Below are 13,600 nucleotides of genomic sequence, written 5' to 3'. Positions count from 1 at the left end.
ACAAACCTCACCTCCAGTCAGCATGAGCAGCATTGAGAGGTTCTTGGAACCCGAAGAATACATTATAGAGGTGAAATCCTTGACTAAAAAAATTGCTTTTTTTGATTCAGGCATCGGTGGTTTAACCGTTTTGCATCAGGCATTACAACAGTTTCCTGAAGAAAAATTTCTGTATTATGCGGATACCTTGCATGTCCCGTATGGAACCAAGTCTGCGGATGAGGTTAGAGGACATATTTTTGATTGTGTGGAAGCCATCGTTCAGGAGGATGTTCAAGCTATCGTGATTGCTTGTAATACAGCAACAAGTCTGGCTGTGAAGGATCTGCGCGCCAAGTATGATATCCCGATCATTGGCATGGAGCCTGCAGTGAAACCAGCCGTGGAGATGAATCGTGATAGTGGGAAGAGAGTGCTTGTATTTGCCACGGCCCTCACCTTGAGCCAAACCAAGTATAACGAACTGGTATCACGTGTTGATGATCACCACAGTGTGGATTCCATTGCGCTGCCGGAACTTGTGGAGTGGTGTGAACAGCTGGATTTTGATCCAGGCAAAATCGCTGATTATTTCCGGTTCAAGCTGGCTGATCTCGATCTTCATGGGTATGGCACAGTGGTGCTTGGTTGCACGCATTATCCATTCTATACGTCCATTCTGCGCACGGTTCTGCCCGATCATATACAGATTATTGATGGCAGTACAGGTACAGTGAACCATCTGAAGCAGCGGCTTGGACTGGTGGCTCAACATGGAGACAGAACAGGGAAACAAGTCACTTTCCTCAGTTCATCAGGCCGACCGGAAGAGCAGGAGAAGATGTACAGTGCACTTCAATATCTTGAGATGAACTCCAAGTAAGTTACACCATAGGAGGTGATAGCTATGCAGTCGATTTATCTTATCCGTCACGCCAAGGCCACAGGGCAGGAACCTCATGCAGAGCTTACAGATGAAGGGATCAGGCAGGCTGAAAAACTTGCGGATATCTTGGCTCATCATTCCATAACGTATATTGTCTCCAGTCCATGGAAAAGGGCTGTTCAGACGGCTATGCCACTGGGCATAGCAACGCTGCAACATATACATACGGATGAACGTCTCCAGGAGAGGGTACTTAGCTCTCTTGATCTGCCTAACTGGATGGATGTACTGAAACGTACATACGATGATGTGGATTGGATGGAAGAAGGCGGGGAATCTTCGAGAAACGCGGCTGCAAGGGGGCTGGCACTACTGGAAGAGTTGTGGAGCAGACCGGAACAGCACGGGGCCGTGGTTACACATGGAAACTTATTATCACTACTTATTCGTGAGTATGAACCATCCTTTGGTTATGAAGAGTGGACCAGACTGTCTAACCCGGATGTGTATGTGCTGGAGAGACAACGACCGGATGCAGGGCTGTCCACCATTCGAAGAATCTGGACAGATTAAACAGCAAAAGAGTGCTCCAGCGATATTATATCAGCCAGAACACTCTTTTCGTTTATCCACGGGGCATATTACAATGCAGCAATCATGATCATAACCCATCCAGCCAAAAATGCGACTCCACCAAGTGGGGTAATGGCTCCCAATTTGCGAATACCCGTTACACTTAAAAGGTACAGGCTGCCAGAGAACAGGATGATCCCGGCGAACATCAGCCATCCGGCAAGCATGACGAGTGAAGAGGATTCAAGACGGTCTGCCAGCAGTCCGATCAGGATGATGCCAAGTCCGTGGATGAGGTGATATTGAACACCGGTTTCATAGATTTTAATCATGTCAGCGGATAGTTTGCGCTTGAGCGCGTGTGCGCCAAAAGCACCCAATGCAACAGCCAGGAACATCATAATACTGCCGAGTATAATCAGGGTTTGCAATGTGTTTTTCTCTCCTTTTAAGGGTAATTAGATATAACATCAAAGTGTACTGCACGAGTGTTGTCTACAGTTTGCGCAATTGAATCTGCCCAATGGAGTGATCGGCTTCCTTTTTCAGAATCAGTCTGGCACGTCCTTTGGTTGGCAAAATGTTTTCATGCAGGTTTTTGGCATTGATATCTTGCCAGATCTGGTTGGCCGTACGCACGGTTTCTTCTTCATCGATATTGGCGAATCGTTGATGGAAAAAGGAATCTGTGTTCTGGAACGCTGTATTGCGGAGTAGCTTGAAACGCTCAACGTACCAGTGTCGTATATGCTCTTCTTCCGCATCAATGTAGATGGAAAAATCGAAGAAATCACTAACCAGCAAAGGCGTTTCCTTTTTGATCTGAAGTACATTGATACCTTCAATAATGAGAATATCCGGTTGACAGATCTGCTTCTCTTCTCCTTGAATGACATCGTAGGCGAGGTGAGAGTAGACGGGTGCTTTCACTTCGGGTTTGCCAGATTTCACATCACCCATGAACTGAATCAGGGATTTGATATCATAACTTTCCGGGAATCCCTTGCGGTTCATGATGCCCTTCTCTTGCAGCACCGCATTGGGATATAAGAAACCGTCGGTTGTGACAAGGTCAACCTTCGGGCTATTCTTACCTCTGGCGAGCAGTGCCTGTAGTAAGCGGGCCGCTGTACTTTTGCCCACGGCAACACTCCCCCCGATTCCAATGATGTAGGGAGTGGGGAGGGCTTCTTTTTTCATAAAGGAGGCCGTCAGTTGATTCAGCTCTCGTGAAACTCTTGCATATAGGTCAATAAAGTGGGTAAGAGGCAAATATATATCTTCGACTTCTTGAATCGATACCTCTTCATTCAATCCCTTTAACTGTTCTAATTCGGCTTCCGTCAGTGGAAGAGTGGTCTGATGTTCTTTAAGTTCAGCCCATTCCTTGCGGTTAAACTCGATGTAAGGAGAGTATAAATTCATGAGATCCCGCTTTCTGTATGTAATATAATTGTGGACACAACCTTTAGTGTATCAAATTTCAGGAAACTGACAACACCTTTACATTGTGCCTTTCATAATGCCTTTCGTCAAAATGGAGCGAAAAACAACTTACTAGGAAAGTTTAACCCAATTTATGTTAAAGTCAACGTATACCATGCGGAAGGGTGACAGCACATGATCGTATATGAGAGAGAGCATGATTTTGTTTTGACCGCACAGCATGAGCATGGATTAGTAGCCGGAGAGATGGCTTCCCACTGGAAAAATGAATTATTAGCCGATGCTGCGCATCGGGATGAATTGATTCTAGCGGCCAAGGAACATGACCGTGGCTGGATTGAACTGGATTCGTCTCCGTTCTGGAATGATTACAGTCAATCGCCGTATTCGTTTCGTGACTTTCCATTGCGTCCGCGTTTTGTATTCTACCATAAAGGGATTGAAGAAGTTCGTCAGAAAAACCTCTACGCCGGATTATTGTGTAGCTTGATGTACACGGAGCTATTTCAGAAAAATCTGGGGGCCAATGCTCAGGATGATGATGACATCCGAGATTATCTGCAACAAGAACACGAACGTCAGCTGGATTGGGAGAAACAGCTTGGTGGTGATGCTGAAGCCCTGAAACAGAGGCTGCAAAGTGATGTGGAGATTATGCTTTTCTGTGATCAGCTCAGTCTGTTTCTCTGCATGGAGGAACCTGGAACACCTGCTGCGCGTTATGATTTTTTTGCAGAAGGGCTCAGTTGTACGTTTGATGCCTGTTCCAGACAACCGATTCAAGCAGAGTGGTTATCCAATGAAAAAGTAGGGCTGTCTTTTTTCCCGTTTGATGAGGACTTTACGATCGTTTTACCATATAAATCGGTACCAAAGGCAAGTATCCGCAAATTTGGTATGCAACAGGCTTATCGCCGGGCTGAATGGAAGGAACGCCGGGTGTTGATTACGGAATTGAACTGAGAACTGGAAACTCCAGGATTGAGGAAATAGCAGCATAGAATATAACAAAACAGGCGGGCTTCTGATGTACAGGTGTACAGGGCGTCCGCCTTTCGTATGCATATATATCATCATAGACTATACTGTGAGACCGGTGAAAATACGAATGAATCAGAGTGGGAATAAAGAAGGATAACACAGGTTATTCCCAGAAATGTTAGTGTACAGCAGAGAAGCGCATGTTAGCAGGAGGACGAATATGGATACTAGGATAGAAATATTAACGATGTGTATGGTATGGGACAAAATGAATGATCAGGTGTTGTTAATGAATCGGCCGGACAGCAAAGGATTTCCGGGATACATTGCTCCTGGGGGGAAGGTAGACTTTCCGGAGAGTATCGTGGATGGTGCCATGCGGGAGGTTTTGGAGGAGACGGGGCTAATAGTTAATGAGATTACGTATAAAGGGCTTGATGAGTTCTGTGATCCCGAACAAGGATTGCGGTACATGGTATTTAACTATTTGGCGACTTCATTCGAGGGTCGGTTATTGCAAGATCCGCCCGAAGGCGAGCTGTTATGGGTGCCGATGAAGCGGGTTTTTGAGCTGCCTATGCAGGATTGGTTCGCTGAACGTTTCCCGCGTTTTTTCCAAAAAGGCACTTTTGAGCGGAGTGTGATCTGGGAGAAGTCATCCGGACGTACGTTGCAAGAAACATTTATGGTGTATAGCGATTCCGTACTTGAACAGAGTGGGACCCGATAAGTTAAACCGTCAGAAGGAGGAAAAATCATGGGATACCAGCATGCCCTGCAAGGATACATTGCGGCGACAAATACACATCAGTTTGATGAAGTCAGTAAATGGTTATCGCCACAAGCCGTATATTGGTTTACGGGAACGTCTTGTACTACCCCTAACGAAATTCGGGCGTATTTTGAGAACGCTTGGGAGACAGTCAAGGAAGAAGTGTATCGTGCTGAAGATGTTAAGTGGATTACGACTAGCAAAGAGCAGGCCGTTTGTATTTATACCTACCACTGGAAGGGAATTTATCAGGGAGAGCTGGCTTATGGCAAGGGTCGGGCAACGAATGTGTTTGTTGCTACGCTTGATGGGGAATGGAAATTAATCCATGAGCATTTAAGCTTGGGTTAGGATAAAAATAATGCCTCATAATGTATCATCCATATCTATATATTTATATCCAAATATTATGATATAATGAAGTTTACTATTTTTATAGGAGATGACTAGTCTGTGGGTATCGTATTTCGTGATACGTTAGAAAGTATAGCTCTTGAACAACTAGGTGGGAATTTCTTTGATGGTTGGCCAAACCCGCCGTCTACGCCAACATTTCTGAAGCTGCTGGAACAATCCTATGCTATTGAACTGGCTGTTGATGAAGATACCGGAAATGTGGTTGGATTCGTACAAGCAATCTCTGATGGTGTTCTCAGTGCGTATATCCCCTTACTGGAAGTAGTGCCAGAGTATAAGGGGCGTGGAATAGGTACGGCTCTTGTTCAGCGTATGTTCGAACGTCTTCGTAATCTTTATATGATCGATCTCTTGTGTGACCCAGAGCTTCAGGCATTTTATGAGAAACAGGGCATGACCAATGCATCTGGAATGATCATTCGACATTATCAAAATCAATCAGGAGCAGTGTGTGATTAATAGATTGAGTAAACTAGTTTGTTGAAATGAAGAATGATATATTTGTAGATTTGCCATACATAGGCTTCTGCAAACAGAACGTAAATGAATATTGTACGATGAAAAGGTGGAGATTGGCATGAAATTGTCGTTCCGGATTTTGGACTGGGAAGAAGAGAGACCCTACGAACTTTTGTTGATGGCTGATCCTTCAAAAGCAATTGTGGATGAATACCTGAGTCGGGGTGTTTGTTTTATTGCCGAGTATGAAGGAGAGATGGTTGGGGAGTTCGTATTGTTGAAGACTCGTCCAGAGACTGCGGAGATTGTTAATATTGCCGTACAGGAAGAACTGCAGGGACAAGGTGTAGGCAAACACATGATTAAGGAAGCGATGGAAGCTGCACGTAGATTGGGATGCCGAATTCTCGAGATTGGGACGGGCAACTCCAGCTTTCATCAATTGAAGTTATACCAACGTTGTGGTTTCCGCATTATCGGGGTTGATCGTGACTTCTTTGTGAGGCATTATGAGGAAGAGATTATAGAGGATGGTATCCGCTGTGTGGATATGATCCGTATGGCCATAGATCTGGATGCTGTTACAGAGGATGAAAACGAAAGGAAGAGTCCTTAAGTGAATCGGCATACACATATTGGGGTATATGGCTTGGTAGCTTGGGAGGGCCAATTCCTGTTGATTCATAAGGCTCGCGGAGCATATCAGGGGCAATGGGATTTACCAGGCGGAAGGCTGGAATTTGGCGAGCAGCCAGAGACTGCTCTTCATCGTGAGATTGAAGAGGAGACGGGCCTGGCCCATCTACAAGTGATGATTCGTTCTGCGGAGTCTACGGTACTGGAATGGGTGTATCAAGGTAAGCCGGAAGAGTTGCACCATATTGGGATGTTGTATGATGTTGTTTTGACCGCAGCCAGTCAGCCGGATCATATCAAAAAAGAACCCGATGGTGAAGATTCGTTGGGCGCGGACTGGTTTACACGGGAGCAAGTTAGAGATCTTTCCCTAACGCCGTTTGCAGAGTATATGATTAGCAAAAGTACATCTTGATGTGCATCCTCAACTTTATTGTTAACTTAAATTTGATGAATCCAAAGAAGCTACTCGGATAATTTATGTCTGGGCCAGCTTTTTGCTGTGGGTCTCCTGAAGAAAACCCCAATTATTTGTTGAATGTGACGTCAAATGGTTAATGTTTAACTTGACGGTTTGTTTTTGCACATAATGGACCACAATTCAATTAAGGAGGTAAAATGGGAGATCGTATGCCTATTTTGTTGTAATTAAGCGTTCGTTGTTCTACCCAAATTGATCGATTTATTCGATTCATCTAATTTATGCATCAATTGAACTAAAAATAGGAAATGCTCCTGAGCGTAAAAGTTTATAGAATAGATAGTAGAACATGGACTTCACTTGAAGAAGTGGAGAAAGTGTAACCTTCGAACGGATCAGGACAGTATTCGACATCTGTGCGACGGTATATACAATCATTGTTTTACTTTGATTTTGAAAACGCAGACAAACCTTGACGGGAGCGTCGGACTAACGTTACTACCACCAACAGCACGATTATTGGACTTCATGAAAAATTTCGCTTAAAATGTTGAACGAACGCAAATTACGGCTTAGTCAATGATTTCCGTCAAAAACTTATGACTAAATCAAGACGGAGGGAACGTCGATGACGATCGTGGAAGGCAACAAGAAGCCCTGGGAAAGTTACTATGGCCCCAATATGGGATACGTACAGGAACAATATGAATTATTCACTCAAGACCCTGGTTCGGTTACACCGGCTTATCGTGAACTATTTGAACAATGGGGTGCACCGCCGATGTCTGGCAGGGATGCACGCACAACCTTGAATTCCGGCAACGCCCAATCGGCTTCCGGAAGCGTAGACATTCAACTATTACAGAAAGCGGTTACAGCGGGTAAACTGGTATGGAACATCCGCACCTATGGTCATCTTGCTGCAGATATAGATCCGCTTGGAATCAGTGAAGATACAGACACATCTTTGCTGGAACCTCAGCATTTTGAATTAAACGAAGAAGATCTGAAAGCTTTGCCTGCTTCCCTGATCTGGGAAGGTGCAGATGGGCAGACAGCAACCGGATGGGATGCAATCCAACGTTTGCGTCAGATATACACTGGACCCATGGCATACGAATTCAGTCATGTGCACGAAGTTCAAGAGCGTGAGTGGCTGAATCGTCGTGCGGAATCTCGGACATCACCGGCTCCACTTACGCCGAAAGAACGTAAGGCTTTGCTGGAACGTTTGGTTGAAGTCGAGCAATTTGAAGATTATCTTCACAAAACATTTGTTGGGCAGAAACGTTTCTCCATCGAAGGTAACGATGTGCTTGTGCCGATGCTGGATGAAGCTGTTCGCATCATGGCAGAAGCCGGATCAAGCCACATTCTGATGGGTATGGCCCACCGTGGACGGTTAAATGTACTGGCTCATGTTTTGGGCAAACCGTACAGCAAGATTTTCTCTGAATTTCATCATGCTCCGAACAAAGATTTGGTTCCATCGGAAGGTTCGACTGGGATCAACTACGGTTGGACGGGGGATGTCAAATATCATATGGGTGCCAACCGTTTTGTGAAAGACGGGGAAACTGTGCAGGCACGCCTTACTCTGGCGAATAACCCGAGCCATCTGGAATACGTTAATCCGGTTGTACAAGGGTTTGCTCGTGCGGCTCAGGATGACCGTCGTGACCCTGGATATCCGAAGCAAGACGTGACGAAGGCAGCTACCATTTTGATGCACGGTGATGCAGCATTCCCTGGAGAAGGGATCGTTGCAGAGACGCTTAACTTCAAAGCTCTGCCAGGATATCAGAATGGCGGAACCATCCATATTATCGTCAACAATCGTCTGGGTTTCACTACAGATAGCAGTGATTCCCGTTCAACGTACTACGCAAGTGACCTTGCTAAAGGGTACGAAATTCCGATTGTACACGTGAATGCGGACAATCCGGATGCTTGTATTGCAGCCATTCGTATGGCAGCCGAGTATCGCAATCGCTTCAAAAAGGATTTCCTGATCGACTTGATCGGTTATCGTCGCTACGGCCATAACGAAACCGATGATCCCGAAACAACTCAACCTATCGTTTATGACAAGGTGAAAAACCATCCAACGGTAAGCCACTTGTATCAGGATCAGTTGAAAGAGGAATCGATTATCGATGATGCATCCATTACGAGCATTCGCGATGGAGTAACGAACAAATTAAAAGAAGCTTATGACCAGATGAAGAAAAATGAAGTGCATGAATATTATCAGCGGAAAATCAGTGAGCCGGAGGCTGTTACGATTACTCCGACTGCGGTACCGCTGGAGAATCTTCGCAGCATTAATGCCGATCTGCTGAAATGGCCTGAGAACTTCAATGTGTATCCGAAGTTACAGCGAATTTTGCAACGCCGGAGCACTTCCCTGAACGAAGGGGAAAAAGTGGATTGGAGCCTTGCGGAGACACTCGCATTTGCAACCATTCTGGCAGATGGCAAGCCAATTCGGATTAGTGGACAGGATGCCGAGCGTGCTACATTCGCTCATCGGAATCTGGTGTTGCATGATTCGGAGAATGGAGCAAAGTTCTGCCCATTACATCACTTGCCACAGGCAAGAGCATCCTTTGCAATCTATAACAGTCCGTTGTCTGAAGAATCCGTTGTTGGATTCGAATACGGATATAACGTATATTCACCCGATACACTGGTCATCTGGGAAGCTCAATTCGGTGACTTTGCCAACTGTGCACAGGTTATCTTTGATCAGTTTGTATCAGCGGGTCGTGCCAAGTGGTCTCAGAAATCCAGTCTGGTCATGTTGCTTCCACATGCGAATGAGGGTCAGGGACCTGAGCATACAAGTGCTCGTCTTGAACGCTTCCTGCAGCTTTGTGCAGAAGACAACATGACGGTTGCCAACTTGTCGAGTGCTTCTCAGTACTTCCACTTGTTGCGTCGTCAAGCTTCCTTGACTGAAACGGAAGATGCTCGTCCACTTGTGATGATGTCACCGAAAAGTCTCATTCGGAATCCGCGTGTTGCTTCACCGGCAGTCGAATTCAGTGAAGGCAAGTTTGAGCTTGTGCTGGAGCAAGCCGGACTGGGTACACAGCCGGATCGCGTAGAGCGCATTATTTTGTGCAGTGGCAAGATTGCCATTGACTTGGAAGATGCTTTTGAAAAAGATAAAGCTGATTGGTCATGGCTTCACATCATTCGAGTGGAACAGCTATATCCGTTCCCGGCAGAAGAGATTAAACGCATACTCGCACGTTTCAGCAATGTAAAAGAACTGGTATGGGTACAGGAAGAAAACAAAAACATGGGTGCCTGGACATACATGGAGCCTCGTCTTCGTGAAGTTGCCCCGGAAGGCACAACCGTTAGATACGAAGGTCGCCCGGAACACGCAAGTCCTTCCAGCGGTTATCAGCTTGTGCATAGTATGGAACAGCAACAGATTATTACATCTGCGTTGAAACAGACGACGAAGAATAATATTCCACTGGGGAGGTAACAGCTGTGAGTGAAATTAAAGTACCTGCAATGGGTGAGTCAATAACTGAGGGAACTGTATCCAGATGGATGGTTAAAGAAGGGGATACCGTTAATCAGGGTGATGTGCTTCTTGAACTGGAAACGGATAAAGTAAATATTGAGATCAGCGCAGAAGAAAGTGGCGTGCTGGAGAAGATCATTCGTCAGGAAGGAGAGACGGTCGAGATCGGTGAAACGATCGGTACACTCTCAGCTGGTTCTGGAGGAGGAAGCGGTGCACCCGCTTCCGAACCAGCAGCTGAAGAGAAAAAGGCCGTTACTCCTGCACCTGAAGCTCCAACACCACCACCAGCACCTGTTGCAGCAGCACCGGAGTCATCCGATAGTGCCAAGACGGCTTCACCGTCTGCCCGTAAGCTTGCACGTGAACGTGGTATCGAACTGGATCAGGTTCAGAGCAAAGATCCGATTGGACGGGTATACCAGGATGATGTGAAGAGTCATAACAATCAGGCTCCTGCTGCTCCACCTGCGAGTAAAGCCCCAGCAACACCAAGTGCTCCGGCAGCTGGAAGTTCTACCTATACCAAACCAGTGGAGCGTCAGCGGATGTCTCGCCGTCGTGCAACCATTGCGAAACGTCTGGTAGAGGCTCAGCAGACAGCAGCCATGTTGACTACGTTTAATGAAGTTGATATGACTGCCATCATGGATGTACGTAAACGCCGTAAGGACAAGTTCAAAGAGAAACATGAGATTAACCTGGGCTTCATGTCCTTCTTCACTAAAGCGGTTGTGGGGGCTCTGAAAAAGTTCCCTACAATTAACGCAGAGATTGATGGCGAAGATGTTGTACTCAAAAAGTATTATGATATCGGCATCGCCGTATCTGCGAAGGAAGGACTGGTTGTACCGGTTGTGCGTGATGCCGATCGTCTGGGCTTTGCCGAGATCGAGAAGAGCATTGCGGATCTGGCATCCAAAGCTCGTTCCAACACGCTGGCGTTATCTGATCTGCAAGGTGGAACGTTCACCATCACCAATGGTGGAACATTTGGTTCCTTGTTGTCTACGCCAATTCTGAATACACCTCAAGTGGGTATTTTGGGGATGCATAAGATCCAGCTTCGTCCAGTGGCGATTGATGCAGAGCGGATGGAAAACCGTCCAATGATGTACATCGCGTTGTCCTACGATCATCGGATTATCGACGGTAGTGAAGCTGTTCGTTTCCTCGTGACCGTGAAAGAACTGCTTGAAGACCCGGAATCCCTGTTAATTGAAGGTTAATCCATAACGTTTGATTATAGCTATCATTCATATCGCTTAACAAGAAAACCCCTGAACTGGAGCGCAGCGTGAGCTGTACATCCGATTCAGGGGTTTCTTTTGGCTCTTGGTATGTTGTCTCCGACTCTATTATATAGAGTCAGCCGTCTCAGTCAGGTTCAACGGACTAGGGGGTGTATTCGAGTCAGGGGTATTCCGCTTTAGCCAGTTCACAACGTGCTGGGCCACTTCTGTTCGGTTAATCTCATGCAGCATTTCATGGCGTCCATCCGGATAAAGGCGATACTCAATATTCTCCAGGTGAAGTTTCTTATACTGCGAGACCAGATTAAGAACGCCTTTGCCATGAAGTCCGACAGGGTCCTTCTCACCTGAGAACAGGTATACGGGTTTGTGTTTGGGTATGCGCTCCATATTGTGTGGAAGATGGACTTCAAGTAGCAATTTGAAGAAGTCGCGGAAAAAGCCTGCTGTACAGACTGCTCCGCACAAGGGATCATCAATGAATCGCTGAACCTCTTGTGAGTCCCGGGACAACCAATCAAACGGTGTCGTTGCAGGGCGGAAAGAGCGGTTAAATCCACCAAACACAATCGCATTGAGCAGCATGCTGGGGTGGGTAGCACCCTGTATGCCGCACTGCAAGAAGGCCAGCTTCTCTCCAAACCGGAGCAGACCGCGTCTGCCGTTTGTCCCGGATAAAATAAAGGCATGGTACTGCTCATGACCAGCGTACATGAGATGTTGTACCAAGAATGAGCCCATGCTATGTCCCATTAGAAATAGGGGCACCCCAGGATTCTCTTTGGCGGCTACTTCGCCCAGATTGATCATATCACTCGCCATCCAGCGGAAGGCATCGATACCAGCATTACCAAGCAACTTGGCATTCTCCACAGTTTTGCCATGACCCCGATGGTCATTGGCATAAACCGCATAGCCATTTTGGGTAAGGATGTCGGCAAATTCGGCGTATCGGGCTGCCGTTTCGCCCATGCCGTGTGCAATTTGCACTACACCTTTAACGTTGCATTCCGGATCGGGAAGCCAGCGGTACACATGAATACGGGTACCTTCACTAGCGACCAAGGCAAAGGTAGATTCCTGCATCTCGTGTAATTCCTCCTTCACAGGTTACATATAAGCTTGATTTAGGGCAGATAAGAGCGAAGAACAGTGGTATTCCCGTTCAATGTATAAGAACCCAGATTGGCTGGCAAGAGATAACATTGTCCAGCTTTCAATTCAATGCTGTCTGATTCAGCATGTGCCCACTCCAAAGTTCCTTCTCCTTCACAGACAACGAGAATCGTGAAGCTGTCAGGATTGGTGGAGAGTTCCCAACGTTTATTCACAATACCTTTTTCAACTACAAAATAAGGGCATTCCGCAAGCTTGAGCCATTCACCAGGAGTAGCGTTATTTGTTTTCATCGTTGAGGCACCTGCGCCCTCATAGGCGGTGACATTTAATGAGTCTTCAACATGCAACTCACGTGGTTTGCCATCCAGCCCTGGACGATTGTAATCGTAGATCCGATACGTCGTATCCGAGTTTTGCTGAATCTCAGCGACAACCACACCTGCACAGAGCGCATGCACTGTTCCAGCAGGGATAAAGAACGTATCACCAGCTTCTACAGGTACCTGACGAAGGGTATCCATCACCGTGCCGTTTTCCAATGCTTCTTTTAATGTTGCCCGATCAACGCCTTCGTTCAAGCCATAGATGATGTGTGCGCCCGGTTTTGCGTCGAGTACATACCACATTTCTGTTTTGCCAAGCTCGCCTGGAGGAAGTGCCTCATAATCGTCTGTTGGATGAACCTGAACGGACAGGTCATCGTTGCAGTCAAGCAGCTTAATCAAAAGGGGGAAACGGCCGCCTTTTTCAGAGACACCTTTGGTTCCAAGCCATTCGGTGCCCAGTTGTTCACGAACTTCATCCAGACCCTTGCCAGCCAGTGCTCCATTTAATACCTTGGTTGTACCGTTGGGATGATCTGCAATCATCCATCCTTCTCCGATATGTCCTTCAGGGGGCGTAAGGCCGAATTGCTCCAGCGCACGACCGCCCCACACACGTTCTTTGAACTCAGGTTGGAATTGTAATGGGTATGGCGTAGACATCAGTAATCTCTCCTCTAGTATATGAAATGGTGGATCGCTTTAATCAGTCATGGGCATGTAGTCGCCATGAGCAAACAAGTGAATACGTTTGCATATGTAGATGTAGAACACAGATCGCAGTAAGAAAA

The 13,600-nt window shown here is 46.5% G+C and carries 14 protein-coding genes; 10 read left to right on the top strand and 4 right to left on the bottom strand.

The annotated features are described in order from the left end of the window. Nucleotides 1–43: 43 nt before the first annotated feature. Together murI and MHI01_RS10025 are read left to right on the top strand one after the other, a co-directional pair. On the top strand, nucleotides 44–862 hold the full coding sequence (murI, locus tag MHI01_RS10030; RefSeq protein WP_445744922.1) for a glutamate racemase: 819 nt from the start codon (nucleotides 44–46) through the stop codon (nucleotides 860–862). A gap of 24 nt (nucleotides 863–886) precedes the next feature. Further along, a complete protein-coding gene (locus MHI01_RS10025) occupies nucleotides 887–1,438 on the top strand; it encodes a histidine phosphatase family protein (RefSeq protein ID WP_253506937.1) in 552 nt (183 codons plus the stop codon). 68 nt (nucleotides 1,439–1,506) lie between these two features. On the opposite strand, the gene MHI01_RS10020 is transcribed toward MHI01_RS10025, so the two are convergent. Continuing rightward, entirely contained in the window at nucleotides 1,507–1,869 is a 363-nt protein-coding gene (locus tag MHI01_RS10020) for a DUF423 domain-containing protein (protein WP_253506940.1), read from the bottom strand. Between the two features lie 64 nt (nucleotides 1,870–1,933). Then, entirely contained in the window at nucleotides 1,934–2,863 is a 930-nt protein-coding gene (gene coaA, locus MHI01_RS10015; RefSeq protein ID WP_036610217.1) for a type I pantothenate kinase, read from the bottom strand. A gap of 195 nt (nucleotides 2,864–3,058) precedes the next feature. On the opposite strand from coaA, the gene MHI01_RS10010 reads away from it, so the two are divergent. The 8 genes from MHI01_RS10010 (at nucleotide 3,059) to odhB (ending at nucleotide 11,343) form a co-directional block, all read left to right on the top strand. Further along, on the top strand, nucleotides 3,059–3,847 hold the full coding sequence (locus MHI01_RS10010) for a DUF3891 family protein (protein ID WP_253506943.1): 789 nt from the start codon (nucleotides 3,059–3,061) through the stop codon (nucleotides 3,845–3,847). A gap of 238 nt (nucleotides 3,848–4,085) precedes the next feature. Further along, on the top strand, nucleotides 4,086–4,595 hold the full coding sequence (locus MHI01_RS10005) for an 8-oxo-dGTP diphosphatase (RefSeq protein ID WP_339188676.1): 510 nt from the start codon (nucleotides 4,086–4,088) through the stop codon (nucleotides 4,593–4,595). Nucleotides 4,596–4,622: 27 nt separating this feature from the next. Then, nucleotides 4,623–4,988 carry a YybH family protein gene (locus MHI01_RS10000; RefSeq protein ID WP_339188673.1) on the top strand — a complete coding sequence of 122 codons (366 nt, stop codon included), beginning with the start codon at nucleotides 4,623–4,625 and terminating at the stop codon, nucleotides 4,986–4,988. Nucleotides 4,989–5,090: 102 nt separating this feature from the next. Continuing rightward, nucleotides 5,091–5,513 carry a GNAT family N-acetyltransferase gene (locus tag MHI01_RS09995; protein WP_340983016.1) on the top strand — a complete coding sequence of 141 codons (423 nt, stop codon included), beginning with the start codon at nucleotides 5,091–5,093 and terminating at the stop codon, nucleotides 5,511–5,513. A 118-nt stretch (nucleotides 5,514–5,631) separates the two neighbouring features. After that, nucleotides 5,632–6,129 (top strand): GNAT family N-acetyltransferase, encoded by a 498-nt coding sequence (locus MHI01_RS09990; protein WP_036610208.1) that lies wholly within the window; start codon nucleotides 5,632–5,634, stop codon nucleotides 6,127–6,129. Beyond that, nucleotides 6,130–6,564 carry an NUDIX domain-containing protein gene (locus MHI01_RS09985; protein ID WP_315372966.1) on the top strand — a complete coding sequence of 145 codons (435 nt, stop codon included), beginning with the start codon at nucleotides 6,130–6,132 and terminating at the stop codon, nucleotides 6,562–6,564. A gap of 634 nt (nucleotides 6,565–7,198) precedes the next feature. Then, a complete protein-coding gene (locus MHI01_RS09980; protein WP_047842236.1) occupies nucleotides 7,199–10,072 on the top strand; it encodes a 2-oxoglutarate dehydrogenase E1 component in 2,874 nt (957 codons plus the stop codon). A gap of 5 nt (nucleotides 10,073–10,077) precedes the next feature. Next, nucleotides 10,078–11,343 (top strand): 2-oxoglutarate dehydrogenase complex dihydrolipoyllysine-residue succinyltransferase, encoded by a 1,266-nt coding sequence (gene odhB / locus MHI01_RS09975; protein WP_340983015.1) that lies wholly within the window; start codon nucleotides 10,078–10,080, stop codon nucleotides 11,341–11,343. A 129-nt stretch (nucleotides 11,344–11,472) separates the two neighbouring features. On the opposite strand, the gene MHI01_RS09970 is transcribed toward odhB, so the two are convergent. Together MHI01_RS09970 and MHI01_RS09965 are read right to left on the bottom strand one after the other, a co-directional pair. Continuing rightward, on the bottom strand, nucleotides 11,473–12,453 hold the full coding sequence (locus MHI01_RS09970; RefSeq protein ID WP_340026951.1) for an alpha/beta fold hydrolase: 981 nt from the start codon (nucleotides 12,451–12,453) through the stop codon (nucleotides 11,473–11,475). Nucleotides 12,454–12,494: 41 nt separating this feature from the next. Beyond that, complete coding sequence (locus tag MHI01_RS09965; protein WP_076252465.1) at nucleotides 12,495–13,472, bottom strand: type I phosphomannose isomerase catalytic subunit; 978 nt, start codon at nucleotides 13,470–13,472, stop codon at nucleotides 12,495–12,497. Between the last annotated feature and the right edge of the window lie 128 nt (nucleotides 13,473–13,600).

It is taken from the genome of Paenibacillus sp. FSL M7-0656 (genome assembly GCF_038003225.1).
Taxonomy (GTDB): Bacteria; Bacillota; Bacilli; order Paenibacillales; family Paenibacillaceae; genus Paenibacillus; species Paenibacillus amylolyticus.
The sequence above is the reverse complement of the archived record's forward strand: the minus strand, read 5'-3'. Positions and strand labels throughout refer to the sequence as shown.